Source organism: Bradyrhizobium huanghuaihaiense (genome assembly GCF_007830635.1).
In the GTDB taxonomy this organism is placed as follows: domain Bacteria; phylum Pseudomonadota; class Alphaproteobacteria; order Rhizobiales; family Xanthobacteraceae; genus Bradyrhizobium; species Bradyrhizobium huanghuaihaiense.
The window spans coordinates 23,151-46,786 of record NZ_VLLA01000004.1 but is presented as its reverse complement, the minus strand read 5'-3'; the positions used below and the strand labels follow the sequence as shown (position 1 = coordinate 46,786).

The following is a 23,636-nucleotide window of genomic DNA, read 5'->3' as shown; positions in this document are numbered from 1 at the left end:
ACTACCAATAGTCTCCGCACACATTGACCCACTGCCATCCATACGGCGTCCAGCTCCTGCGCCAGCAGCCGTCGTCGTAGTAGTTGGCATAGATGAACGGCGCGCCGACGAAGGCGAACCGGCGGAAGTGATGACGGTGGAAGAAGGCATGGCGGCCGATGAAGGGCCTGCCGTGCCAGCCCGTGCCGGCAAACCGCGGTCCAAACGCGGCGCGGGTCGCCAGCGGAGCTCCGCCAAAGCGGGGTCCGATGGCGGCGCGCGCGGCCATCGGCGAACCGACGAAGCGGGCGCCACCGAAATGGGCGCCGCCCATCCCGCCAAATCGCATGCCCCCGCCACCCATGCCGCCACCACCGACATGCATGCCACCACCACCGAAGTGGCCACCGCCGCCAAAGCCGCCATGGCCACCACCGCCGAAGCCGCCGTGACCTCCACCACCCATGCCGCCACGGGCGAGCACTGGTGAACCGAGCGCCATCACTGCGGCGACCGTCACCGCAGTGAGGCCTTTGAGAAGCCTGTTGTCCATCGAAGCATCCTCCGTGCTGCGCGGCGATATTTCTGCCGCGTCAGAAGGATCAGATGAGAGGAAGGGACAGGCAGCTTCAACTTACAAACGCGCCAGATTCTGACGCGGAAGTTAGGGAAGCGGAGCTCCACTCTCTCCTCGTCATTGCGAGGAGCCCTTGCGACGAAGCAATCCAGACTGTTTCCGCGGCGGCAGTCTGGATTGCTTCGCGGAGCCTGTCATCGGGCCGCGCTTTGCGCGGACCCGTTGGCTCGCAATGACGTGGAGATAGCTCTCCCTGTATCCACAGCTAACCTCTCCCCGCAAAGAGCGGGGAGAGGTAAGAGACTCTTACGCCCGCTTGCCGTTGTTCTTCTCGGCCGCGCGGCGCATGGCCTCGGCAAGCGCGCCGCCGCCGGAGGATTCCTGCTTGCGCGGCGCGGACGAAGTCATGCGGCTCGCGTTGCGCTGGCCGTTGTCGCGCTGCATGCCGGGGGCGTCCTTCTTGGCGCCGACCTCGTCGTCGAGCCGCAGCGTCAGCGAGATGCGCTTGCGGGCGACCTCGAAGTCCAGCACCTTCACCTTGACGATGTCGCCGGGCTTCACCACCTCGCGCGGATCCTTGATGAAGTTCTTCGACATCGCCGAGATATGGACGAGGCCGTCCTGGTGCACGCCGATGTCGACGAAGGCGCCGAAGGCGGCGACGTTGGTCACGGTGCCCTCGAGGATCATGCCCTTCTTGAGATCCTTGATCTCCTCGACGCCTTCCTTGAACACGGCGGCCTTGAACGCCGGTCGCGGGTCGCGGCCGGGCTTTTCAAGCTCGCGCAGGATGTCGGTGACGGTCGGCAGACCGAAGGTCTCGTCGACAAAATCCTTCGGTTTCAGCGTGCGCACGATCTCGCTGCTGCCGATCAGCGCCTTGATGTCGCTCTTGGTCGCCTCGAGAATCCGCCGCACCACGGGATAGGCTTCGGGATGCACGCCTGACGCGTCGAGCGGGTCCTCGCCGCCGAGGATGCGCAAGAAGCCCGCGCACTGCTCGAACGCCTTCGGCCCCAGCCGCGGCACGTCCTTGAGCGCCTTGCGCGACTTGAACGGGCCGTTGGCGTCGCGATGCGCCACGATGCTCTGGGCAAGGCCCGAGCCGACGCCCGACACGCGCGCGAGCAGCGGGGCGGAGGCGGTGTTGACGTCGACGCCGACGGCGTTCACGCAATCTTCCACCACGGCATCGAGCGATTTGGCCAGCTTGGCCTGGCCGAGGTCATGCTGATACTGGCCGACGCCGATCGCCTTCGGCTCGATCTTGACCAGCTCGGCGAGCGGATCCTGCAGGCGCCGCGCGATCGAGACCGCGCCGCGCAAGGTGACGTCGAGGCCGGGCAACTCCTCCGACGCAAAGGCCGAGGCCGAATAGACCGACGCGCCGGCTTCCGACACCACGATCTTGTTCATCTTCAGCTCGGCGAGGCCCTTGACGAGATCGCCCGCGAGCTTGTCGGTCTCGCGCGAGGCAGTGCCGTTGCCGATCGCAATCAGCTCGACGCGGTGCTTCATCGCGAGCCGGCCCAGCGTCGCCAGCGACTCGTTCCACTGTCGCTGCGGCTCGTGCGGATAGATCACGGCCGTATCGACCACCTTGCCTGTGGCGTCGGTGACGGCGACCTTGACACCGGTGCGGTAACCGGGATCGAGCCCCATAGTGGCGCGGGTGCCGGCGGGCGCGGCCAGCAGCAGGTCGCGCAGATTGGAGGCGAACACGCGCACCGCCTCGGTTTCGGCCGCATTCCACAGCCGCATGCGCAGGTCGATGTTGAGATGCACCTGGATCTTGGTGCGCCAGGCCCAGCGCACGGTGTCGACCAGCCAGCGGTCGCCGGCACGCTTGAGGTCGGCGATAGCGAAGCGCTTCATGATCTTCAATTCATAGGCGCTGGGCACGCCGGGCGGCGGTGCTTCGGCCTCGGGCTGAATTTGCAGGTCGAGGATCTCCTCCTTCTCGCCGCGGAACATCGCGAGGATGCGGTGCGACGGCAGCCTGGTCAGCGGCTCCGAGAAATCGAAATAGTCGGCGAACTTTTCGCCCTCGGTCTTCTTGCCGTCGCGCACCTTGGAGGCCATGCGCGCGTTGGTCCACATCTCCTCACGCAGCGCGCCGATCAGGTCGGCGTCCTCGTCGAAGCGTTCGACCAGGATGGCGCGGGCGCCGTCGAGCGCGGCGGCAGCATCCGCAACACCCTTCTCGGCGTTGATGAAACCTTCCGCCACGACCTTCGGATCGTTGCCGGGCTCGGCGATGAGCTGATTGGCGAGCGGCTCGAGGCCGGCTTCCTTGGCGATCTCGGCCTTGGTGCGGCGCTTGGGCTTGAACGGCAGATAGATGTCTTCCAGGCGCGCCTTGCTGTCGGCGGCCATGATGGTGGCTTCCAGCGCGGCATCGAGCTTGCCCTGGTCGCGGACCGATTCGAGGATGGCCTTGCGGCGGTCCTCGAGCTCGCGCAGGTAGACCAGGCGCTCCTCCAGGGTGCGCAATTGCGCGTCGTCGAGCGCACCGGTCGCTTCCTTGCGGTAGCGGGCGATGAAGGGAACCGTGGCGCCGCCGTCGAGCAGCGTCACCGCCGCCTCGACCTGCTCCGCCCGAACCCCAAGCTCCTGCGCAATTTTCTGGTTGATATTTGCCACGCGAGAATCCCTCTATCCAAGCACGCGACGCAGGGGCGAACCACTGGCCGCGGGACGCCGCTTATGGACCAACCAAGGTTGATTCATCAAGGTGCGGCGCGCAACCGTCGACAGAGGATTTTTTTGCTGGATCGATGCGATGTCGCCACATTCGTGGGGACGGCGGGCGTTCATGGTGCGAGGACTCTACCTCTTGTCGTCCTGGCGAAAGCCAGGACCCATACCGCGGAATCCATCGATTGCTGACGGTATGAGTACCGGCCACGAGTCTTCGCCAAACCACTCCCTGGGGTAATGGGTCCTGGCTTTCGCCAGGACGACGATGGGGATTGACATACGCTGTGGTTCAGCGGCTGTTTGCAGTGCCGGGCCCCTGAATCCACACGAGCACCATTCATGCGTACTACATCGGTCGGCGTCTTCAAGGTCGCCACCACGGGCCCCGGCGACGTCTCCGGCCTGATGGCCATGATCGGCTCCGGCGCGATCGATCCGAAGTCGATCCTCGCCATTCTCGGCAAGACCGAGGGCAACGGCGGCGTCAACGATTTTACCCGGGAGTACGCCGTCGCCGCGCTGTGCACGGCGCTGGCACCAAAGCTTGGCCTGTCGCCGGAGACGGTCGAGCAGCGCATCGCCTTCGTCATGTCAGGCGGCACCGAAGGCGTGCTGAGCCGGCATATCACGGTGTTCACGCGCCGCGAGGCCGAGCGCCCGGCGGGCCTGTCCGGCAAGCGCCTGAGCATCGGCATGGCGCACACACGGGACTTCCTGCCCGAAGAGCTTGGGCGCTCCGCACAGATCGCGGAGACGGCCAAGGCTGTGAAGGCCGCGATGGCGGATGCCGGCATCCTCGAGCCCGCCGACGTGCATTTCGTGCAGATCAAGTGTCCGCTGCTGACCAGCGAGCGTGTCGCGGCGGCAAACGCGCGCGGCAACAAGACGGCGACGACGAGCTCTTACAGCTCGATGGCCTATTCGCGCGGCGCCTCCGCGCTGGGGGTTGCGGTCGCGCTCGGCGAGATCGGCCCCGACGTCCGCGACGAGGACGTGCTGCGACGCTACGACCTGTTCTCGAACGTCGCATCGACCTCGTCCGGGATCGAGCTGATGCACAATGTCGTCATCGTGCTCGGCAACTCGCAGTCGTCAGCGAGCGCGTTCGAGATCGGGCACGCGGTGATGGACGATGCGATCGACGCGCCGGCTGTGGTATCGGCATTGAACAGCGTCGGGCTTGGCGTCGCACCGCAAACCGGCGCGGGCCGCGCGCTCGTCAACATCTTCGCCAAGGCGGAAGCCTCGCCTGACGGCAGCGTGCGCGGCTTTCGCCACACCATGCTCGAGGACACCGACATCAGCTCGACACGCCACGCCCGCGCCGCGGTCGGCGGCCTGATCGCGGGCCTTGCCGGCACCGGCGCGGTCTACGTGTCCGGCGGTGCCGAGCATCAGGGGCCGGCCGGCGGCGGCCCGGTTGCGGCGATCGCACGACTGTCGGATTGATAGAGCCGGCATCATCCGACCTCTCCGCCCGGCGCAACCCTGCCCCTCGCGCCGGCTCAGTTGATTCACGCGGGCCGTTGCGAAAAAGGTGGCGCCGCACCTTAAGGGGATTTTGACTTCATGACTTTGCCGATGAGCTGGAATGAATGGGCGCAGCACGATGGCGTGGCGCTGGCGGCCCGCGTCCGCAAAGGCGAGCTGACGGCGAAGGAGCTGGCGCGCCAGGCTGCTGCGGGCGTCGCCAAGGTCAATCCGGCGCTGTCGGGCGTGGTCGAGCTGTTCGAGGACGTGATCGCCGATCCCGCCAAGGACGGCGCCAATCTCGCAGGTCCGTTCGCCGGCCTGCCCTTCCTGATGAAGGACCTGGGACCGACCATGAAGGGCCGGCTCCAGGAGATGGGCTCGCTGTTGATGCGCGGCAATCGCGCCGCGGCGGACACGTTCCTCACCGGCAAATTCCGCCAGGCGGGGCTCAACCTGATCGGACGCACCACGACGCCGGAATTCGGCGTCTGCAGCTCGGCCGACAATCCCGCCGTCTACGTCACGCGCAATCCCTGGAATACCGACTACACCACCTGCGGCTCGTCGGCGGGCAGCGCCGCGATGGTCGCGGCCGGCGTGGTGCCGATCGCGCATGCGACCGACGGTGGCGGCTCGATCCGCATTCCCGCCGGCGTCAACGGCAATATCGGCTTGAAGGTCTCGCGCGGCGTGTTCTCGCTGGCGCCGCACATGTCCGACCTCACCGGCCTCGTCTCGATCCAGGGCTGCCAGTCGCGCTCGGTGCGCGACACCGCCGCCTTCGTCGATCACGCGCGCGGGCCCGCGCCCGGCGAGTTCATGCCGTTCTGGACCACGGCGCAGCCTTATTCGGAAATGATCAAGCGCGATCCGACGAAACTTCGCATCGCGCTGTCGCACACCTGGGGCGATTACACCGCGACGCCCGAGATCGCCGCCGAGCTGGAGAAGACCGGCCGTTTCCTCGAAGGCCTCGGCCATCACGTCGACTACGCGCTGCCCGAGCTCGACTTCCGCGCGGCCTTCGCGGCGCAGACCACCTGCTACATCTCGAATTTCGCGGTGGTGATCTCCAACATGCTCGCCGCGCGCGGGCTGGAAAAGCCGCCGGAAGATCTGATCGAGCCCATGAACATCCGCATCTGGGAGGCCGGCCGCCACACGACCTTCGCCGAACGGGCGAAGATGCAGGGCGTGTTCAACACGACGTCACGCAGCTTCGGCGCGTTCTTCGAGCAGTGGGACGTGATCCTGACGCCGATCACCGCGCTGCCGACGCCGAAGGTCGGCACCAGGGAATATCTCACCATCTCCGACAATCCTGATGTGCTCGACTGGTTCGGCAATCTCTGGCGCTTCTTCGCCTTCACGCCGCTCGCCAATCTCTGCGGCATGCCCGCAATCTCGATGCCGATGGCAGCGCAAGACCACGGCCTGCCGCTCGGCATCCAGGCCATCGCCAAGCAGGCCAATGACGGCCTGCTCTTGCAGCTCGCCGCCCAGATCGAGCGCGCGCTCGACGGCAAGTGGAACGGCGGCAAGAAGCCCAAGGTGCATGTCGGCTGAAGCGGGACTATTTGTTTCGTAGGCCCCACGCTTGCGGCCATCCTTCGAGACGCCCGCCGTTGGCGGGCCCTCAGGATGAGGTCTCGTTTCGTGGCGAGAATGTCAGACCCTCATGGTGAGGAGCGCCGCCTCGCGGCGCGTCTACGGACGACGCTTCGCGTCGCCGCGAGAACCATGCAGGCCCGCGCGACGGCCTTCAGTTCTTCACCGCCGGAATGTCCTCCGCGGGCTGCTGCTGGCCCTGCTTGTACATCGCGAGCGCCTTGTCGAGCGCTTCGCGTAGCGCGAGCGCTGCAGGGACACTGCAGCGCAGATGCGCGGTCTGGACCACGTCGACCCTGACGGCGGCGCCGACCGGCATCAACAGGTTCGCGGCGAGCTCGATCTGGATCGCACCATTGTGATGGCCGAAGCACGATGCCCCGTCGAAATAGATGATCGGCGCCCGCTCCGAGCTCGAGGTCGAAATGGTGGCGAGCCCCTGGGTGGTGCCGGGTGTCTCGGGGTCGGTCATGGGCGCTCCTTGCGGGCATTGGACGAACGAAGCGCCCACCATCGTTGCTTTGGCCTGCCCTGTCGAGGCCAAACCGCCCCCCGGGGCCGGCGTCCCGGGCGAGGCGTATCGGGTTTTGCGCGGCGGCGGGCACTGGTCTAGAACAGCGCCATGTCCACTGCACCTGCCACGCTCCCGTTCGAGGAACTCGCCGAGGCCATCAAGGGCCGCCGCTCCGACTACGGCCATATCAGCGGGCTCCAGCTCGACCGCTTCGCACCTGGCGAGGCCTGGTCCAGCCTGCCCTACCGTCCCGTCTTCGTCGGCGACACCGAGACCGGCGTTCTGCATGGCGGCGTCGTCACCGCGATGCTGGACGAGAGCTGCGGCATGGCTGTGCAACTCTCGCTCGACGGCACGCGCGCCATCGCAACCCTCGACCTGCGGATCGACTACCAGAAGCCGGCGACGCCCGGCCTCGACATCAAGGCGCATTCGGTCTGCTACCGCACCACGCGCTCGATCGCCTTCGTGCGCTCCACCGCCTATCAGGAATCCGAGGACGATCCGGTCGCGACCGCGACCGCCTGCTTCATGATCGGCGCCAACCGCACCAACATGCTCGCCGACCGCCGGATGGATGCGCGCAGCATTCCGACGCTCGAGGCGCCTGAGGATCCCGATGGTCCGTTCGCACGCAGCCCGTTCGCGCGCGCTCTCGGCATCCGCGTCAACGACGACGGCACGCTGACCATGCCGTTCTCGCCAAAGATCATCGGCAATCCGATCCTGCCCGCGATCCATGGCGGCATGACCGGCGCCTTCCTCGAGACCACGGCCATCATCGGGGTCGCGCGCGAGCTCGGCGCCGCCACGCCGCCCAAGCCGATCGGACTCACTGTCAACTATCTCCGTTCCGGCCGCGCGCTCGATACCTTTGCCAACGTCTCGATCGTGAAGCAGGGCCGTCGCATCGTCGCCTTCGAGGCGCGTGCCTGGCAGGACGATGCGGACAAGCCGATCGCCACCGCCTTCGGTCATTTCATGCTGCGGCCGACGCCCGGAAGTGACGAGGAATAGACGTATTTTCCCTTGACGGAGGGGAACCGGGCCACAACGATAGCGCAGTTCCTGCGAGAGGTATTGGGTTGCGGCATCCGATCGACATCATCGCCATGTTCGCTGCGATCTGGCTGCTCGCCTCGATGGTGCTCGACGCGCTGACTCCGAAGGAGCTGACGGCGATCATGATCGCCATCGCGATCGGGCCCGCCATCGTCATCACCGCCGTGTTTTACTATCTGCGCTGCCCGCGCACGGATTTCGCAGTGATCTTCGCGGCACTCTGGCTGATCTCGGATATCGCCATCGCCTTCATCTCGCAGAAGGAGCTGCCGCATTTCCTGATCGTGCTCGGCTTCGCCCCGGCCCTGCTGATCGGCATCGTGCTGCACTGGCAGCGCTTCCAGCGCCGCCACGAGCAACTGCCCGCGCCGTCGGTGAAGCGCAGTTAGCGCGGCAGCAAATTCGTCTTCGCGAGATCGAGCACCTCGTCGCCACGACCGTTCATCACGGCGCGCAGCACCCAGAGGCTGAAGCCTTTGATCTGCTCGGGCGTGATGGTCGGGGGCATCGACAGCTCCTGCTTGGCGGTGACGACGTCGAGCAGCGCAGGTCCGTTATGGGCCAGCATCTCCTTCATCGCGCCCGGAAGCTCGCCGGGATCCTCGACGCGCTTGGCAAAGATGCCCATCGCGCGGGCCATGGCGGCGAAGTCGGGGTTCTCCAGATCGACATTGGTGTCGACAAAGCCGGCCGCCTTCATCTCCAGCGCGACGAAGCCGAGCACGCCATTGTTGAAGACGACCACCTTCACCGGCAGCTTCATCTGCGTCAGCGTGATGAGGTCGCCCATCAGCATGGTGAAGCCGCCGTCGCCCGACAGCGAGATCACCTGACGGCCGGGCTGGGCGGCCTGCGCGCCGATCGCCTGCGGCATCGCATTGGCCATCGAGCCGTGCACGAAGGAGCCGATCAGCCGGCGCCGCCCGTTCATGTCGAGATAGCGCGCGGCCCACACCGTCGGCGTGCCGACATCGGCGGTGAACACGGCGTCGTCGGAGGCGTGGTCGCTGATGACCTTTGCGAGATATTGCGGATGGATCGGCTTGCTGCCCGGCGTGCCCCTGGCGAGCGAGTCCAGACCTTCGCGCGCCTTCTTGTAGTGGGCGATGGCATCGTCGAGATGCCGGCGCTGGGTCTTGGACTTGAGCAGCGGCAGCAGTGCCTCGATGGTCAGCTTGACGTCACCGACGAGGCCAAGGTCGATCCTGCAGCGCCGCCCGAGATTTTCCGGACGGATGTCGACCTGCGCGACCTTCGCGTCGGTCGGGAAGAACTGCTTGTAGGGAAAATCGGTGCCAAGCATCACCAGCGCGTCGCAGGCGTGCATCGCGGCGTAGCCGGAGGAGAAGCCGATGAAGCCGGTCATGCCGACGTCGTACGGGTTGTCGTATTCGACATGCTCCTTGCCGCCGAGCGCATGCACGATCGGGCTCTTGAGAGCTTCCGCAAGCTGCATCAGCGGCGCATGCGCGCCGGCGCAACCGCGGCCGCAGAACAGAGTGATGCGCTCGGCGCCGTTGAGGAGGTCCGCCAGGGCTTTCAGCTCATCCGTCTGCGGCACGACCTTCGGTGCCGCCAGCGCAAGCCCGCGCGCCGTCGACAGCGCGCGCTTGGGCGGCGCGCGGAAGGCCACATCGCCGGGCATGGCGACGACGGCGACGCCGCGCAGGCCCACCGCCGCGCGGATGGCGTTTTCCAGCACGTAGGGCAGCTGGCTCGGGTCCGACACCAGCTCGCAATAATGGCTGCATTCGCGAAACAGATTCTGCGGGTGCGTCTCCTGGAAATAGCCGCCGCCGATCTCGGCTGTCGGAATTTGCGCCGCGATCGCCAGCACGGGGACGCGGCTGCGATGCGCATCGAACAGGCCGTTGATGAGATGCAGATTGCCCGGACCGCAGGAACCGGCGCACACCGCAAGGCTTCCGGTCATCTCGGCTTCGCCCGCTGCCGCGAATGCTGCGACCTCCTCGTGGCGGACATGGATCCATTCGATGGTGCCGCGGCGTCGCAGCGCCTCGGTCAGAGCGTTCAGGCTGTCGCCGACGATGCCGTAGATGCGCTTGACGCCGGCCTGTTCGAGCGTTGCCACGAACAGATCGGCCACGTTGTTGATCGCCATGTCGGTCTCCTGCTGTCGCCAGTCGCATGTCTACGATGCTCGAATCTCAGCATCGCGACACAATGCGGCACAATAAGCTACGAGAGGATCACGGCTAGTTTATTGCCGGTTCAGTCTTTCACAATCGCCCGATCATAGGCCGCGATCGTCGCCTTTGCGCGCGCTGCGACATCGGCTGCACTCATGCCGGGCTTGTAGAGGCTGGAGCCGAGCCCGAACGCCGTCACACCACCCTTGATGTACTCGGCAAAGTTCTGGTCGGAGACGCCGCCGACGGCGGCGATCATCACGCCTGCCGGCAGCACGGCGCGGATCGCGGCGATGCCGGATGCACCGAGCACACTCGCCGGAAAGAATTTCAGGCCCGATGCGCCGGAGCGCGCCGCGAGCAGCGCCTCGGTCGGCGAGAACACGCCCGGCAACGTCACCATGCCGTGCTGGTGCGCGCGCGCCAGCACCTCGGTGTCGACATTGGGCGAGACCATCAGCCTGCCGCCGACATCGTTGAGACGATCGACGTCTGCGGCGGTCAGCACCGTGCCGGCGCCGATCAGCACGCCAGCGGGCGCGAGCTTCACGGCAAGCCCGATCGAGCGGAACGGATCGGGCGAGTTCAGGGGAATCTCGATCGCGGTCATGCCGGCCTCGATCAGCACGCCAACGATGGACTCGGTCTCATCGGGCTTGACGCCACGGAGGATCGCGACCAGCGGGCGCTGCATCGGCGGAAAGGGAACGCTCATCTCAAAAGTCCTTCTATTTCGTCCAGATCGCCGCTGCCGCCATCGACAGGCCACGGCGGACCGCTTCATCCGCATCGATCGGCTGCACGGTGACCGACAGGGCGTCGAAGGCGTGCCGGTACAGCGTTGCCAGGCGACCCGAGGCAACCAGCGTGATGCCGGCTTTCGGTACCGTGCCGGTAAGCCCTGCCGCCAGCTCGGCACCGATCAAGGTGCCCGACAGCGTTTCGCGCGCCGCAGCCGGCGTGCCGCCGAACAGCAGCTGCCGTGCGCGCGCGCCGAACAGCAGGTTCGCCGCAAAGGCGGGTGCTTCATACGCAGATTTCACCGCCGTCTTGAAGCTCGCAACGTTCTCGGCATCATCGGCGCCGGCAACCGCGAGCGAGAGGATGGTCTCGCGCGAGACCACGCTGAAGAGCTCGCCGGTCATGAAGGTGGAAAACCGCATGACCGTGCCATCAGTCACCCGCACCCATTTCGAATGCGTTCCGGGCATGCAGACCAGCGCCTCGCCGGCGGCCTGAAGACCGAGCGCGCCAAGCAACTGCGTCTCCTCGCCGCGCATCACGTCCGGCGCCTTGGCATCGCGCTGCGCGATGCCCGGCAGGATGCGGATATCGCGCGCCTCGCCCGGCACGCGCGCGGCGTGCTTCAGGATGGCGGCGAGCGACGCCGGCGTGTCGACATAACCGGCCTCGACCCAGCCGGTCTTCGCGCCGGCCATGCCGCAGACGAGAACCGGCAGGTGCGCGGGTGCCTCGACTGCAGCAAGATGTGATTGCAGCACACCGGCAAAGCCAGCCTTCGCCGCGGCCAGCATGCCCTCGCCGCTGCGGCGCTCGGCCAGCACCTGGCCGGCGCGATCGACCAGCCACAGGCGAAAACTGCTGGTGCCCCAATCCACAGCGACATAGGCGGGTTCGGTCATCCTATCCTCGTCTCACCGGCAAGACGCCGTCTCGCGACAATGAGACGGTCCCTTGGAAATCTGCCCCGGGATATCGGCTATTGCCCCGGCAAACCAGCCTTTTCTCGCAGGTCTGAGGCGCGAGGCGCGCTGGCACACCGCTTGCTTAAGCCTCTCCACTCACATCCGTGAACCGCGCAGCAAGACGCGTCAATTATGGAGAGGAAACCCATGGAGATCGGCTATTTCACGATGCCTTCGCATCCGCCGGAGTGCGGCCTGAAGGAAGGAAACGACTGGGACCTGCAGGTCATGCGCTGGCTCGACGAGCTCGGCTATCAGGAGGCCTGGGTCGGCGAGCACCACACTGCGCCCTGGGAACCCAATCCCACACCGGACCTTCTGATCGCGCAGGCCTTGATGCAGACCAAGAAGCTTCGCATCGGGCCGGGCGGCTTCCTCTTGCCCTATCACCACCCGGCCGAGCTCGCCAACCGCGTCGCGATGCTCGACCACATGTCCGAGGGCCGGCTCAATTTCGGCGTCGCGGCCTCGGGGCTGCCAAGCGACTGGGCGATGTTCAACGTCGACGGCATGAGCGGACAGAACCGCGACATGACCCGCGAGGCGCTGGAGATCATCCTGAAGCTGTGGTCCGATCCCGCGCCCTTCACCTACAAGGGCAAGTTCTGGACGGTGACCAAGCCGGACACGATGTTCGACTTCCTGAAACCCCACATCAAGCCGCTGCAGGCGCCGCATCCGCCGATCGGCGTCGCCGGTCTGTCGAAGAACTCGGACACGCTGAAGCTCGCGGGCGAGCGCGGCTTCATCCCGATGAGCCTCAACCTCAACCCGGCCTATGTCGGCAGCCACTGGGACTCCGTGGAAATCGGCGCGGCCAAGACGGGACGCAAGCCGAACCGGCAGGACTGGCGGCTGGTGCGCGAGGTGTTCGTTGCCAATACCGATGAGGAGGCCTGGAAGCTCTCGACCGGCGACATGATGGGCCGGATGATGAGCGAGTACTTCCTGCCCCTGCTCGGCCATTTCGGCTTCAAGGATTATCTGAAGCACGCGCCTGACGTGCCCGACAGCGATGTGACGGTCGAATATTGCGCCAAGCGGAACTGGATCGTCGGCTCGCCCGCGACCGTCGCCGAGAAGATCGAGAAGATCTACGACGAGGTCGGCGGCTTCGGCGTGCTGCTGGTGTTCGGCTTCGACTACAAGCACAAGGCCGAAGCCTGGCACCACTCGCTCTCGCTGCTGAAGAACGAGGTGATGCCGCGCCTGACGCATCTCGGCTCCGCGAAGAAGGCGGCTTGACCCGATGCGGGTGCGGCGCGATCGTGGCGCACCCGCATTCATTTGGGAGATTTCCGCGTGTCGGTGGACGCCAAGGATTTCAAGCAGGCGATGCGCCAATGCGCAGGTGCCGTGGCGCTGGTCACGGTCGGCGCCGAGCATGGCAGGCGCACGGGGCTCACGGTGACATCGGCCTGCTCGTTGTCGGACTCGCCGCCCTCGCTGATCGTCTGCGTCAACCGCAATGCCAGTGCACACGCGCGCATCCGCGAGGAAGGCGCGTTTGCGATCAACTTTTTGCATGAGGATCACGCGATGCTGGCGCTGACCTTCAGCGGCCAGAAGGGCGTCAACGGCGACGACCGCTTTGCGTTCGGGCAGTGGACGCGCGGCGTGACCGGCGCGCCGCTGCTGACGGATGCGGCGGCGGCATTCGACTGCGTGCTGGCGCAGGAGTTCGAAACGAAGACGCATTCGATCTTTGTCGGCGAGGTCCGTGGCGTCTCGCATGCGGATGCGGCCAAGCCGCTGGTCTATCTGCGCGGCCATTTTCACACGCCGCACGAGATGCGCGAGACGGTCGCGCTCGGCGATCTCGATGCACGGCATCTGAGCTGGACGGATTTTTCGTAAGCGCCGCGGCGCAAGCTATCCACGACCACAGATATCGTAGGGTGGGCAAAGCGAAGCGTGCCCACCATTTGCGTGTGATTGGTGAGAATTCGCGGGCACGGCGCAAGTGCGCCTTTGCCCACCCTACGATTTCGGACTCGCGGATAGAAGAACGCTCGCGGCGCGCAATTAAACCCTACTGCGCCGTCTCGATCTTCATCGCTTTGATCTTCCGATACAGCGTCGCGCGGCTCAGCTTCAGCGCGCGTGCTGCCTCCGTGACGCGGCCGCCATGCTTGCGCAGCGCTTCCACGATCGTCGCGCGCTCGGCCGTCGCGAGATCCGGCTCCGCCCTCCCGCCGAACGGCGGCAGATCGAGATCGGCATCGGTGATGACGCCGTTCTCCGCCGTGCAGCCGGCAAGCCGCAATACATGACGGAGCTGGCGCATGTTGCCGGGATAAGGATAGGCCGAAAGCAGTGCCCAGGCTTCGTCCGAGAGCCGGCAATTCGGCGCCTCCTCGCGCGCGATCTGGCGGATGATGTCGTCGCGGTCGGCGCGCTCGCGCAACGCCGGCAGGCGCACCTCCATGCCGCGGAGGCGGAAATAGAGGTCGGCGCGGAAGGCGCCCTCCTCCGCCATGCGGCCGAGATCGCGGTGGGTGGCGCTGACCAGGCGGATGTCGACCGGCACCGGCTTGAGCGCGCCGAGGGGCCAGACCTCGCGGTTTTCCAGAACGCGCAAGAGGCGCGTCTGCAGCGCGATCGGCATGTCGCCGATCTCGTCGAGGAACAGCGTGCCGCCATCGGCCTGCACGATCAGCCCCTTGGAGCCCTCGCGGCGCGCGCCGGTGAAGGCGCCGGCCTCGTAGCCGAACAGCTCGGCATCGATCAGGCTTTCCGGCATCGCCGCGCAGTTCAGCGCGACATAATTGTTGCGCGCGCGATTGCTCGCGGCGTGGATGGCGCGCGCGAACACGTCCTTGCCGACACCGGTCTCGCCATGCAGCAGCACCGGCAGGTTGTGATCGCCGATGCTCATGAGCCGCTTCACGCTTCTGACCAGGCCGGGATCGCGGCCTGCAAGACGGTGCAGGGCCTCGGGGCGGCTGGCGGGCGCATCGCGGCGCGGCGCATGCGATTTTGCACGCATCGGCGGCGCGACATGCCCCTGCCCCAGCGGAGTACCGTCGGCGCGGCGCAGCTCGACGATCTCGTCCGCGCCACGCGCGGCATGATGATCGAACCTGATGTAGCGCGACAGATCGATGCCGGAGGCAATGAGGCCATCGGTGAGGCCGAGCAGCGCGCGCGCAGAACGACAGGCGCCGACGATGCGGCGGTCGTCGTCATAGGCGATGAGCCCGCTGCCGCCGTCACCGGGCACCGTCGCAATCCAGGCGTTGCGGAAATGGCCGCGGAAGATCGCGCCCTCCATCCGCCGCGTCGCCTCCATCGTCACCGCCAGCGCAAGCTGATGCGCAGCGCGCTCGAGATCCTCGCGGCAGGAGGTGATGTTCACCGCACCGGCAAGACGCCCGGCCTGATCGAACAGCGGCGCCACCGCGCAGGAGAACATGTGCCATTGCGCGCGAAAATGCTCGTCGCGGTGCACCAGGATCGGCTTCTGCTCGGTGAGCGCGGTGCCGAGCCCATTGGTGCCCTCAAAGGTTTCGGCGAAGTTCGAGCCGGTGTAGATCTTCCAGTCCAGAAACATCTTTGCGTCGGCTTCGCCCGGCAGGCGGCTGAACAACATGGTCGCGTTCGCATCCGCGAGATTGACGCAATAGCCGGCGTCGCGCAGCACGCGGGCAAGATCCTCGAGCTCGGGCGTGGCGAGCCTGATCGTCTCCTCCATGGGCTCGGCGACGTGGCGGATCTCGGCTTCCGTCAGCGTCTGCGGCGGGCCCTGGCGGGCGGGATCGAGCTTGTGGCTGATCAGGCAGCGCCGCCAGGAATTGGCAATCCGCGAAGAGGCATCGACGTCGGCCAAGCGGTCAGTAACCTGATTGGCGACGGACAAGACACGGGCGACATGGTTCGAGGCCGAAAGGCTGGCCATCGCGGACGTCTCCACCCTGTATTATTGTGCAAAGTCTGGCACTACGGATGGGGATGTCAATCGGGAACAGGGAACAGAGGAGCGCACGCTGCCTCCTCTCGTCATTCCGGGGCGGCTCGAAGAACCGAACCCGGAATGACGTCACATCGCTATTGCTGCACCGCCGTCACCACGTGTCGATGCAGGGCCGCTTCTTCGCCGTCCTTGCCGGGGGCTTCGGCACCGACCTAAGCCCCGCCATGATCCACCGCCGCGTCTCGGCGGGGTCGATGACGTTGTCGATCTCGAACACCGAGGCGATCGAGACGGCCTTGCCGTTGGCGTAGAGCTCGGCGACCTTGTTGCGGTAATAGGTCTCGCGCTCTTCGGGATCGGCGATCGCCTCCATCTCCTTGCGGAAGCCGAGGCGCACATAGCCTTCCAGGCCCATGCCGCCGAACTCGCCGGTCGGCCAGGCCGCGGTGAAGAACGAGGCGTGGAAGCCGCCGCCGATCATCGACTGTGCGCCAAGACCATAGCCCTTGCGCAGCACGATGCCGAAGAGGGGCACGGTGAGGCTCGCACCCGTCACGAACATGCGCGAGACGTGGCGCACGATCGCGGTCTTCTCGGCCTCCGGGCCGACCATGAAGCCGGGCGTGTCGCACAGTGAGATGACGGGTAAGTCGAACGCATCGCAGAGCTGGAGGAAACGCGCCGCCTTGTCACCGGCATCGGCATCGATCGCGCCGCCGAGATGGCGCGGATTGTTGGCGATCAGGCCGAACGGTTTTCCTTCGATGCGGATCAGCGCGGTGATCATGCCGACGCCGTAGTCGCGGCGGAGCTCCAGCACGGAATCCTTGTCGGCGACGAGGTCGATCACGCTGCGGATGTCGTAGACGCGCAACCGGTTCTCGGGGATGGCGCGGCGGAGCAGGCGCTGGTCGGCGGCTTCCCAAGCCGTCACCGCGCCCTGGAAGTAGGAGAGGTATTTTTGCGCGACGCGCGTCGCTTCCTCCTCGTCCTCGACGAGGATATCGATGACGCCGTTCGGCGACTGGAACGTAACAGGGCCGACCTCGGCCGGATGATAGACGCCAAGTCCGCCGCCCTCGATCATGGCCGGGCCGCCCATGCCGATCGAGGCATTCTTGGTCGCAATGATCACGTCGCAGCAGCCGAGCATCGCGGCATTGCCGGCAAAGCAATAGCCGGAGACGACGCCGACGACAGGCACGAGGCCCGAGAGCCTTGCGAACTGCACGAAGGACGGGCCGTCGAGGCCGGTCATGCCGAGCCGGTCGGTGTCGCCGGGCCGCCCGCCGCCGCCCTCGGCGTAAAACACCAGCGGCACGCGCCAGTCTTCCGCCAGCGTCAGCATGCGGTCGATCTTCTTGTGGTTCATGTGGCCCTGCGTGCCCGCGAGCACGGTGTAGTCATAGGCCACGACGATGCAGCGCGCGCCCTCGGGTCCGAACTTCTCGCCATTCACCGTGGCGACGCCCATGACGAGGCCGTCGGCCGGCGTGTTCTTGATGAGATCGTCGAGCTTGCGGCGACGGCGCTGCGCCGCAATCGCGAGGCTCCCGTATTCCATGAACGAGCCGTCGTCGACGAGCTGCGCGACATTCTCGCGCGCGGTGCGCTGGTTGGTGTTGCGGCGGCGCTCGACCGAGGCCGGGCGGTTTTCATCGAGCGTATTGGCCTGTCGCTCAATCAGTTCGGCGAGGTCAGGGCGGATGTGGTCGAGATCGACATCGGCTTCCGCCGCCGTGCTGTCGGCCGCGACGTCGAGCGGCTCCAGATACATGATCGGCTCGCCATGCAGCAGCGTGACGCCGTCGCCGGCGACGAGTTTTGTCACCCGCCCGCCCTGCTCGGCCATCACGAGATGCTCCATCTTCATGGACTCGATCACGGCAAGCTGCTGGCCCGGACGAACGATTTCGCCTTCCTTGACTTGGATCGTGACGATAGTGCCCTGCAGGGGCGCTGCGACCATGACCGCACCTTCGGGCACGACTGGCGCGACATGCGCTTCCGCGCCGTGAGCGGCACGCTCTGCCGCCGCAAAGTAGAGCGGCTTGGCCGCTCCTTCCTCTGCCTCGACCAACTTTGCGATGTTGCGATCGATGAAACCCGTCGCGATGCGGTTCGTCCTGAAGTCGGGATGCGCCAGCACGGCCTGGAGGAAAGCGATGTTGGTGACGACGCCGTCGATCCGGAACTCGCGCAGAGCGCGCGACGCCTTGGCGACCACGTCATGCCACGCCTCGCCCGGCGTATGCACGATGACCTTTGCCAGCAGCGAGTCGAAGGCCGCGCTGGTCTTGTAACCGGCATAGCCAAAACTATCGACGCGGACGCCCGGCCCCGACGGCGGCTCGAACACCGCGAGCACGCCGCCGGTGGGGTGGGTCGCGCCGGTCTCGTCCAGCGTCTCCATATTGACGCGGAGCTGCATGGCATAGCCGCGCGGCTTCGGTATCGAGCCTTGCGCGAGGTCGAGGGACGCCAGCGAAGCTCCCGCGGCGACCGCGAGCTGGGCGCGGACGAGGTCGAGGCCGAGCACCTCTTCCGTGACGGTGTGCTCGACCTGGAGCCGCGGATTGGCTTCGATGAAGGCAAAGCTGTCCTCGGCGGTGCCGTCGACCAGGAATTCGAAGGTGCCGAGATTGTCGTAAGAGGCCGCCGTCGCCAGCTGCTTTGCAGCCTCGATGATGCGGCCGCGCAGGGCATCGCTCAGCGACGGGCTCGGCGCCACCTCAACCAGCTTCTGGTGCCGGCGCTGGATCGTGCATTCGCGTTCCCAGAGATGGGAGATCGCGCCATGGCGGTCGCCGATGATCTGGACCTCGATGTGGCGCGCCTGCCGGATCAGCCGCTCGGCATAGACGCCGTCGAAGCCGAACGCAGCCTTGGTCTCGGACTGGCAGCGTGCATAGGCCTCGGCCAAATCCGCAGCGTTCTCGACGACGCGCATGCCGCGGCCGCCGCCGCCGGCCATGGCCTTGATCACGATCGCCGCGTTGCTGCCGAGCGAGGTGAAGAATGCCGAAATCTCCTCCAGCGACGAGGGGCCGCTGGTGCCGGCAATGATCGGCACGCCGCAGCGCTTGGCCAGTTGCCGCGCCGCGACCTTGTCGCCGAACAGTTCGAGCGCGGTCGCCTTCGGCCCGACGAAGGTGATGCCGGCGTCCGCGCAGGCCTTTGCAAATGCCGCGTTCTCGCTGAGGAAGCCATAGCCGGGATGCACGGCATCGCAGCCGGCCGTCTTCGCCGCCTTCACCACCGCCTCGATGTCGAGATAGGCCCGCGCGCCGCGGCCGGGGATTTCGACCGCCTCGTCGGCAACGCGCACATGCAGCGACAGCGTATCGTCGGCGGGATGGATCGCGACCGTCGCGATGCCGGCGTCAGCCGCCGCGCGCGCGATGCGGATGGCGATCTCGCCGCGGTTGGCGATCAGGAGTTTTTTGAACGACATCGTCTCTCTCGCTCAGACAGCAGCAGGAAGATTTGGATTGAGGTCCTGCTTCTTCACCTTGCCCGTCGCCGTCAGTGGCAGGGCATCGATAATACGCACTTCCGGGACCTTGTAGACGGCCATGCGCTCGGCACACCAGGCGCGCAGGTCTTCCGCGGAGATGGTGCCGACAGCCTCCGGCTTGAGCTGGATATAGGCGACCGGCACCTGACCCTTGTCGGGATCGTCGCGCCCAACCACGCCCGAGCCCAGCACCTTCGGATGCTGGCCGAGCAGCGCCTCGATCTCCGGCGGGAATACGCTCATGCCCTTGACCTTGAGCATCTCCTTGCGGCGGCCGAGGAAGTGCAGAAAACCGTCCTTGTCGATGGTGCCGATGTCGCCGGTGCGCAGCCAGCCGTCGACGAGCGACTCCGCAGTAGCCTCCGGCTTGTTCCAGTAGCTCTTGAGCAGCGACGGTGTGCGCACGCGGATCTCGCCTTCGGCGCCGAGCGGCAGCAACGCGCCGGTCTCGAAATCGGTGATCTTGAACTCGGCGCCGGGGACCGGCAGGCCGACGAAGATCGGCTGGTTGTTGAGATCGAAATCGTTCTCCTGGAAGCCCGCCGTGAAAGTGTTGGAGGTGTGGGTCTCGGTCATGCCCCACGCCGCCTCCATCAGGATCGTGCCGGTGAGGTCCTTCCAGCGCTTGCGGTAGTCGGCGTTGAGCTTCTTGACGAAGGAGACGACGCGCACCTGCTCCAACGACGAGAGGTCGAACTCGCCCCAGCGCGGATGGTCCATCAGTTCGACCGCGCCGTCCACCGGCATTGCGGTGATGGTGACCTTGTACTTGTCGATCGCGGCCATCGCGCCGACGGCATCCCAGCGCGCGAGCAGGACCAAGGTCGCGCCGGAGAACAGCGGGAAGATCAGGCCGAAGTTTTCACCTGCAATCCAGAATTCCGGAAAGAACGACAGGAACACGCTGCTCTCGTCCGACAGCACCGAGATTCCGTAATTGGCGGCAGCCGTATAGACCATGTCGCGATGAGTATGGACGCATCCCTTGGGCATGCCGGTGGTGCCGCCCGTGTAGTTGAGCGCGGCGACATCATCGAGGCCGGGCGGCGGCAGCGGCGTCGGCGCCGGCATCGCGGCGAGTGCCGGCAGCAGATCGGTGGCGCCCGGGACCGCGACGCGCGGCGAGCGGATCGAATCCGGCGCAGGAAATGCTGGCGCAGCCGGCACGACATCGGCAAAGCTCGTGACGATGATCTCGCGCAGCCGCACCTCGCCCCTCACCTGCTCGACGACGGGGATGAGCTGGTCCAGCGCCACGATCACTTCGGCCTGGGTGTCGTTGAGCTCGTAGGACAATTCGAAGGCGCGCGACAGCGGGCTGACGGGGACGTGGACCGCGCCGAGCTTCAAGATGCCGAAGAAGACGATGTGGAATTGCGGGCAGTTCGGCAGGAAGACGGCGACGCGGTCGCCCTTGCGCACGCCCTTCGACTGCAACAGCGCCGCAAAGCGATCGCTCTGCCGATCGAGATCGGCATAGGTGGTGACATGCCCGTAGAAGATCACGGCGGGGCGCTCCGGGCTCCGCTTCGCCCAGGCGCGCAGATATTCCGTCAGGGGAACTTCGCCGTGCAGATAGTTCGGCGAGCGCGGCATGCCCTTCGGCCAGGCCTTGTCCCACAGGCCGCGCAATGTGGCGAGATAGTCCTTCTCGTTGAGGCCTGCGCTCATGGCGTCTTTTCCCGTTCTGCTTTTCTTATCGCGAGGGACGCAATCTGCCGTCACTCGACCTCGTTACACGTCGAGCACGGCAGAGTTCATGTCAAGGAAAACAGTTTTCCGTGGCACGGCCGATGCCGCGGCGCGGAAAAACCAGACGTTACGCGGTGACGAGACGAATGATCCGCCGCACGGCAGACGGGATCGGCGCGATGACCGGAACGGTGAACATCGGCCGAAGCTCGCGCGCCGCTTCGCCCAGCGGCCCGCCGCCGATGATCACAGCTTCCGCTGCGTCCTGCGCAATGCAGGCCTCGACCGCGCCGGCGAGCGCTGCCCGAAGCCGCGCCGGATCGCTCATCAGCACCTCGGGATCGCCGTCGGCAAAGCGCGTGCCGGTGTAGAGCGATTGCAGCCCCAGCGTATCAGGCAATGCATCGATCTTCGCTTTCAGCAATGGCGTCGTGGTCGCCACGCCGAACCGGCGACCGCTCTCAGCGGCTTCCAGCATCGCGGATTCGCCGATGCCCACGGCAGGCAGCGTCATCGCCGCCTTGATCCCGGCGAGGCCGGGATCGCCGAATGCCGAAACGATGATGCCATCGCACTCGCCGCCACGGACACGCGCAATCTCCTCGACCTCTGAAGCAGCCGCCGCCAGCGCATCCGCCGAGACGATCATCGCGGGCGCACGCGTTGCCGTGGCGCCGGCAATGTCGAAGCCATCGGCGGCTGCGGACCTGGCGATCGCCACCATCATCGCGGTGGTCGCCTCATTGCTGTTCGGATTGATCAGGAGGATGCGGCGGCGCCGATCGGAGTTTTGGCCCATCCTTCCGCTATACTAAGCCGCGCGCACGCCCGCAACGAACGTGCTGACCTCGTCCTGGAGCGATTGCAGCTTCTGCGACAGCCGGCCGCTCGATTGCAGCACGAGGCCGGCGGCTTGGCCGGTCTCGGCGGTCGCGTCGGTGACGCCGGAGATGTTTTGGGAGACCTGGTCGGTGCCGGAGGCCGCCTCCTGCACGCTGTGCGCGATCGCCCGCGTCGCAGCGCCCTGCTCCTCGACCGCGGCCGCGATCGACGAGGAGATCTCGTTGACCTCCATGATGGTCTTGCGGATGCTCTCGATGTTGCCGACGACCTGGTTGGTCTCGGCCTGGATCGCCGTGATCTGCGCGCCGATCTCGTCGGTCGCCTTCGCGGTCTGGCTCGCCAGCGACTTCACCTCGCTCGCGACCACTGCAAAGCCCTTGCCGGCCTCGCCCGCCCGCGCCGCCTCGATGGTGGCGTTGAGCGCGAGCAAATTGGTCTGCGAGGCGATCTGGTTGATGAGGTCGATGACCTCGCCGATCTTGTGCGCAGCGGCGGCGAGCCCCTGCACGGTGTCGTTGGTACGCTGGCCGTCGGCAGCGGCCTTGTCGGCCACCGATGCGGCCTGCGCGACACGCTGGCTGATCTCGGTGATCGAGGACGACAGCTGGCCCGCGGCGGACGCCACCGTCTGCACGTTGGCCGAGGCCTGCTGGCAGGCGGTCGCGACGAAGCTCGCACGGTCGGTCGCCTTGTTCGCCGTCTCCGACATGCCTTGCGCGGCCTGCTGCATCTCGCGCGCTTCGTTGAACACGTCGCGGACGACGGCCTGGACGCTCGCCTCGAACTTGCCGGCGAGATCGGCCATCGCCTTGCGCTTCTCGCCATCCGCCTTGCGCTTCAGCTCGTCCTGCTCGGCATGCATCTGCTGCACCGCCGACGCATTGTTCTTGAACACGGCGAGCGCCTTGGCGAGCCCGCCGACCTCGTCGCGACGATCCGTATAGGGCACCTCGAACGCGCTGTCGCCGGCGGCGAGGCGCTCGGTCAGCGCGGTGATCTTCGCGAGCGGTTTCGTGACACTGCGGCCGATCACGAACGAGGCGCCGAGGACCACGACCAGCACCGCCAGACAGATGTAGGCGAACGTCATTGCGTTCTGACGGAACACGGCGTCGACGTCGTCGAGATAGATGCCGGTACCGATGATCCAGCCCCAGGGCGTAAAGCCCTTCACATAGGAGATTTTTCCAACGGGCTGGTCGAAGCCGGGCTTCGGCCAGAGATAGCTATAGAAGCCCGCGCCCTGCTTGTTGACGACGTCAACGAAGCCCACGAACAGCGCATTGCCGGACGGATCCTTCATTCCGGAGAGATCCTTGCCGTCGAGCTCGGGCTTGATCGGATGCATGACCATTTTGGGGGTCATGTCGTTGATCCAGAAATACTCGACCTTGTCGTAACGCAGGCTCTTGATCTCCGCCATCGCGGCGGCCTGCGCCTGCTCGCGCGGCAGTTTGCCTTCGCTCTCGAGCTTCTGGAAATGGGCCAGGATGCCGTAGCCGACATCGACCATGTGCTGCGTCTTGGCCTGACGATCGGCGATCATCTGCGCGCGCAAGGTCGAAAGCGCGATCGGCGCCAGCACGATCATGCCGAGCAGGCTGATGCCGACAATGAGGACCAGCTTGAAACTGATGCGGGAGAAAATCATCGGGGCTCGCAAGAATTGGAAGGCTGATATGCCAATTTATCCCGCGCCCCTTAGCAAAGCTTTAAGCATTCGGGTTCCCGAAGGCCCGCTGAAACACGGCTTCGCCGGCCGGCCCAAAGCCCGGCTCTTTAGATCTAGAAGACCTCGATATCGGCCCTCGAAGCGTTGACTTGGCGGACCCTCTGGCCGAACGATCGGTGCAGATCATCGGCGCAGCGAAGTGCTGCGCGCCGCCAAAGGCCAGAGGCTCA

At 66.1% G+C, this 23,636-nt stretch carries 17 protein-coding genes; 6 read left to right on the top strand and 11 right to left on the bottom strand.

Features of this window, described 5'->3' with window-relative positions; all coding sequences use genetic code 11:
• Nucleotide 1: 1 nt before the first annotated feature.
• Both IQ16_RS10715 and IQ16_RS10710 read right to left on the bottom strand, forming a co-directional pair.
• A complete protein-coding gene (locus IQ16_RS10715; RefSeq protein WP_018643737.1) occupies nucleotides 2-532 on the bottom strand; it encodes a hypothetical protein in 531 nt (176 codons plus the stop codon).
• Nucleotides 533-862: 330 nt separating this feature from the next.
• Nucleotides 863-3,199, bottom strand: a complete 2,337-nt coding sequence (locus tag IQ16_RS10710; RefSeq protein ID WP_026312099.1) for a Tex family protein — start codon at nucleotides 3,197-3,199, stop codon at nucleotides 863-865.
• Between the two features lie 396 nt (nucleotides 3,200-3,595).
• On the opposite strand from IQ16_RS10710, the gene atzD reads away from it, so the two are divergent.
• Nucleotides 3,596-4,705 (top strand): cyanuric acid amidohydrolase, encoded by a 1,110-nt coding sequence (atzD, locus tag IQ16_RS10700; RefSeq protein ID WP_018643738.1) that lies wholly within the window; start codon nucleotides 3,596-3,598, stop codon nucleotides 4,703-4,705.
• A 120-nt stretch (nucleotides 4,706-4,825) separates the two neighbouring features.
• Nucleotides 4,826-6,295, top strand: coding sequence for an amidase (locus tag IQ16_RS10695; RefSeq protein ID WP_018643739.1), 1,470 nt, complete (start codon nucleotides 4,826-4,828; stop codon nucleotides 6,293-6,295).
• Between the two features lie 196 nt (nucleotides 6,296-6,491).
• On the opposite strand, the gene IQ16_RS10690 is transcribed toward IQ16_RS10695, so the two are convergent.
• Nucleotides 6,492-6,809 carry a hypothetical protein gene (locus IQ16_RS10690; protein WP_018643740.1) on the bottom strand — a complete coding sequence of 106 codons (318 nt, stop codon included), beginning with the start codon at nucleotides 6,807-6,809 and terminating at the stop codon, nucleotides 6,492-6,494.
• A 150-nt stretch (nucleotides 6,810-6,959) separates the two neighbouring features.
• Here IQ16_RS10690 and IQ16_RS10685 point away from each other — a divergent pair, with 150 nt between their 5' ends.
• Both IQ16_RS10685 and IQ16_RS10680 read left to right on the top strand, forming a co-directional pair.
• Complete coding sequence (locus tag IQ16_RS10685) at nucleotides 6,960-7,868, top strand: PaaI family thioesterase (RefSeq protein WP_018643741.1); 909 nt, start codon at nucleotides 6,960-6,962, stop codon at nucleotides 7,866-7,868.
• A gap of 68 nt (nucleotides 7,869-7,936) precedes the next feature.
• Nucleotides 7,937-8,302, top strand: a complete 366-nt coding sequence (locus IQ16_RS10680; protein ID WP_018643742.1) for a hypothetical protein — start codon at nucleotides 7,937-7,939, stop codon at nucleotides 8,300-8,302.
• Here IQ16_RS10680 and poxB read toward each other — a convergent pair.
• From poxB to IQ16_RS10665, 3 genes are all read right to left on the bottom strand, one after another.
• Nucleotides 8,299-10,035 (bottom strand): ubiquinone-dependent pyruvate dehydrogenase, encoded by a 1,737-nt coding sequence (gene poxB / locus IQ16_RS10675; RefSeq protein ID WP_018643743.1) that lies wholly within the window; start codon nucleotides 10,033-10,035, stop codon nucleotides 8,299-8,301. The two genes, IQ16_RS10680 and poxB, sit on opposite strands and share 4 nt — an antisense overlap.
• A 110-nt stretch (nucleotides 10,036-10,145) precedes the next feature.
• Nucleotides 10,146-10,778: a 2-dehydro-3-deoxy-6-phosphogalactonate aldolase gene (locus IQ16_RS10670; RefSeq protein ID WP_018643744.1), complete on the bottom strand. Its 633-nt coding sequence runs from the start codon at nucleotides 10,776-10,778 to the stop codon at nucleotides 10,146-10,148.
• Nucleotides 10,779-10,791: 13 nt separating this feature from the next.
• Nucleotides 10,792-11,706 carry a 2-dehydro-3-deoxygalactonokinase gene (locus IQ16_RS10665; RefSeq protein WP_018643745.1) on the bottom strand — a complete coding sequence of 305 codons (915 nt, stop codon included), beginning with the start codon at nucleotides 11,704-11,706 and terminating at the stop codon, nucleotides 10,792-10,794.
• Between the two features lie 210 nt (nucleotides 11,707-11,916).
• On the opposite strand from IQ16_RS10665, the gene IQ16_RS10660 reads away from it, so the two are divergent.
• Both IQ16_RS10660 and IQ16_RS10655 read left to right on the top strand, forming a co-directional pair.
• On the top strand, nucleotides 11,917-13,014 hold the full coding sequence (locus IQ16_RS10660; RefSeq protein WP_026312100.1) for an LLM class flavin-dependent oxidoreductase: 1,098 nt from the start codon (nucleotides 11,917-11,919) through the stop codon (nucleotides 13,012-13,014).
• Nucleotides 13,015-13,071: 57 nt separating this feature from the next.
• Entirely contained in the window at nucleotides 13,072-13,626 is a 555-nt protein-coding gene (locus tag IQ16_RS10655) for a flavin reductase family protein (protein WP_018643747.1), read from the top strand.
• A 175-nt stretch (nucleotides 13,627-13,801) separates the two neighbouring features.
• Here IQ16_RS10655 and IQ16_RS10650 read toward each other — a convergent pair whose 3' ends face one another.
• From IQ16_RS10650 to IQ16_RS10630, 5 genes are all read right to left on the bottom strand, one after another.
• Nucleotides 13,802-15,667 (bottom strand): sigma-54-dependent Fis family transcriptional regulator, encoded by a 1,866-nt coding sequence (locus IQ16_RS10650; RefSeq protein WP_026312101.1) that lies wholly within the window; start codon nucleotides 15,665-15,667, stop codon nucleotides 13,802-13,804.
• A 166-nt stretch (nucleotides 15,668-15,833) separates the two neighbouring features.
• Nucleotides 15,834-19,136 (bottom strand): acetyl-CoA carboxylase family protein, encoded by a 3,303-nt coding sequence (locus IQ16_RS10645; RefSeq protein ID WP_018643749.1) that lies wholly within the window; start codon nucleotides 19,134-19,136, stop codon nucleotides 15,834-15,836.
• 12 nt (nucleotides 19,137-19,148) lie between these two features.
• Complete coding sequence (locus IQ16_RS10640) at nucleotides 19,149-20,870, bottom strand: AMP-binding protein (RefSeq protein ID WP_018643750.1); 1,722 nt, start codon at nucleotides 20,868-20,870, stop codon at nucleotides 19,149-19,151.
• Between the two features lie 148 nt (nucleotides 20,871-21,018).
• Complete coding sequence (locus IQ16_RS10635) at nucleotides 21,019-21,690, bottom strand: aspartate/glutamate racemase family protein (protein WP_018643751.1); 672 nt, start codon at nucleotides 21,688-21,690, stop codon at nucleotides 21,019-21,021.
• Between the two features lie 12 nt (nucleotides 21,691-21,702).
• Nucleotides 21,703-23,385: a methyl-accepting chemotaxis protein gene (locus tag IQ16_RS10630; protein ID WP_018643752.1), complete on the bottom strand. Its 1,683-nt coding sequence runs from the start codon at nucleotides 23,383-23,385 to the stop codon at nucleotides 21,703-21,705.
• Between the last annotated feature and the right edge of the window lie 251 nt (nucleotides 23,386-23,636).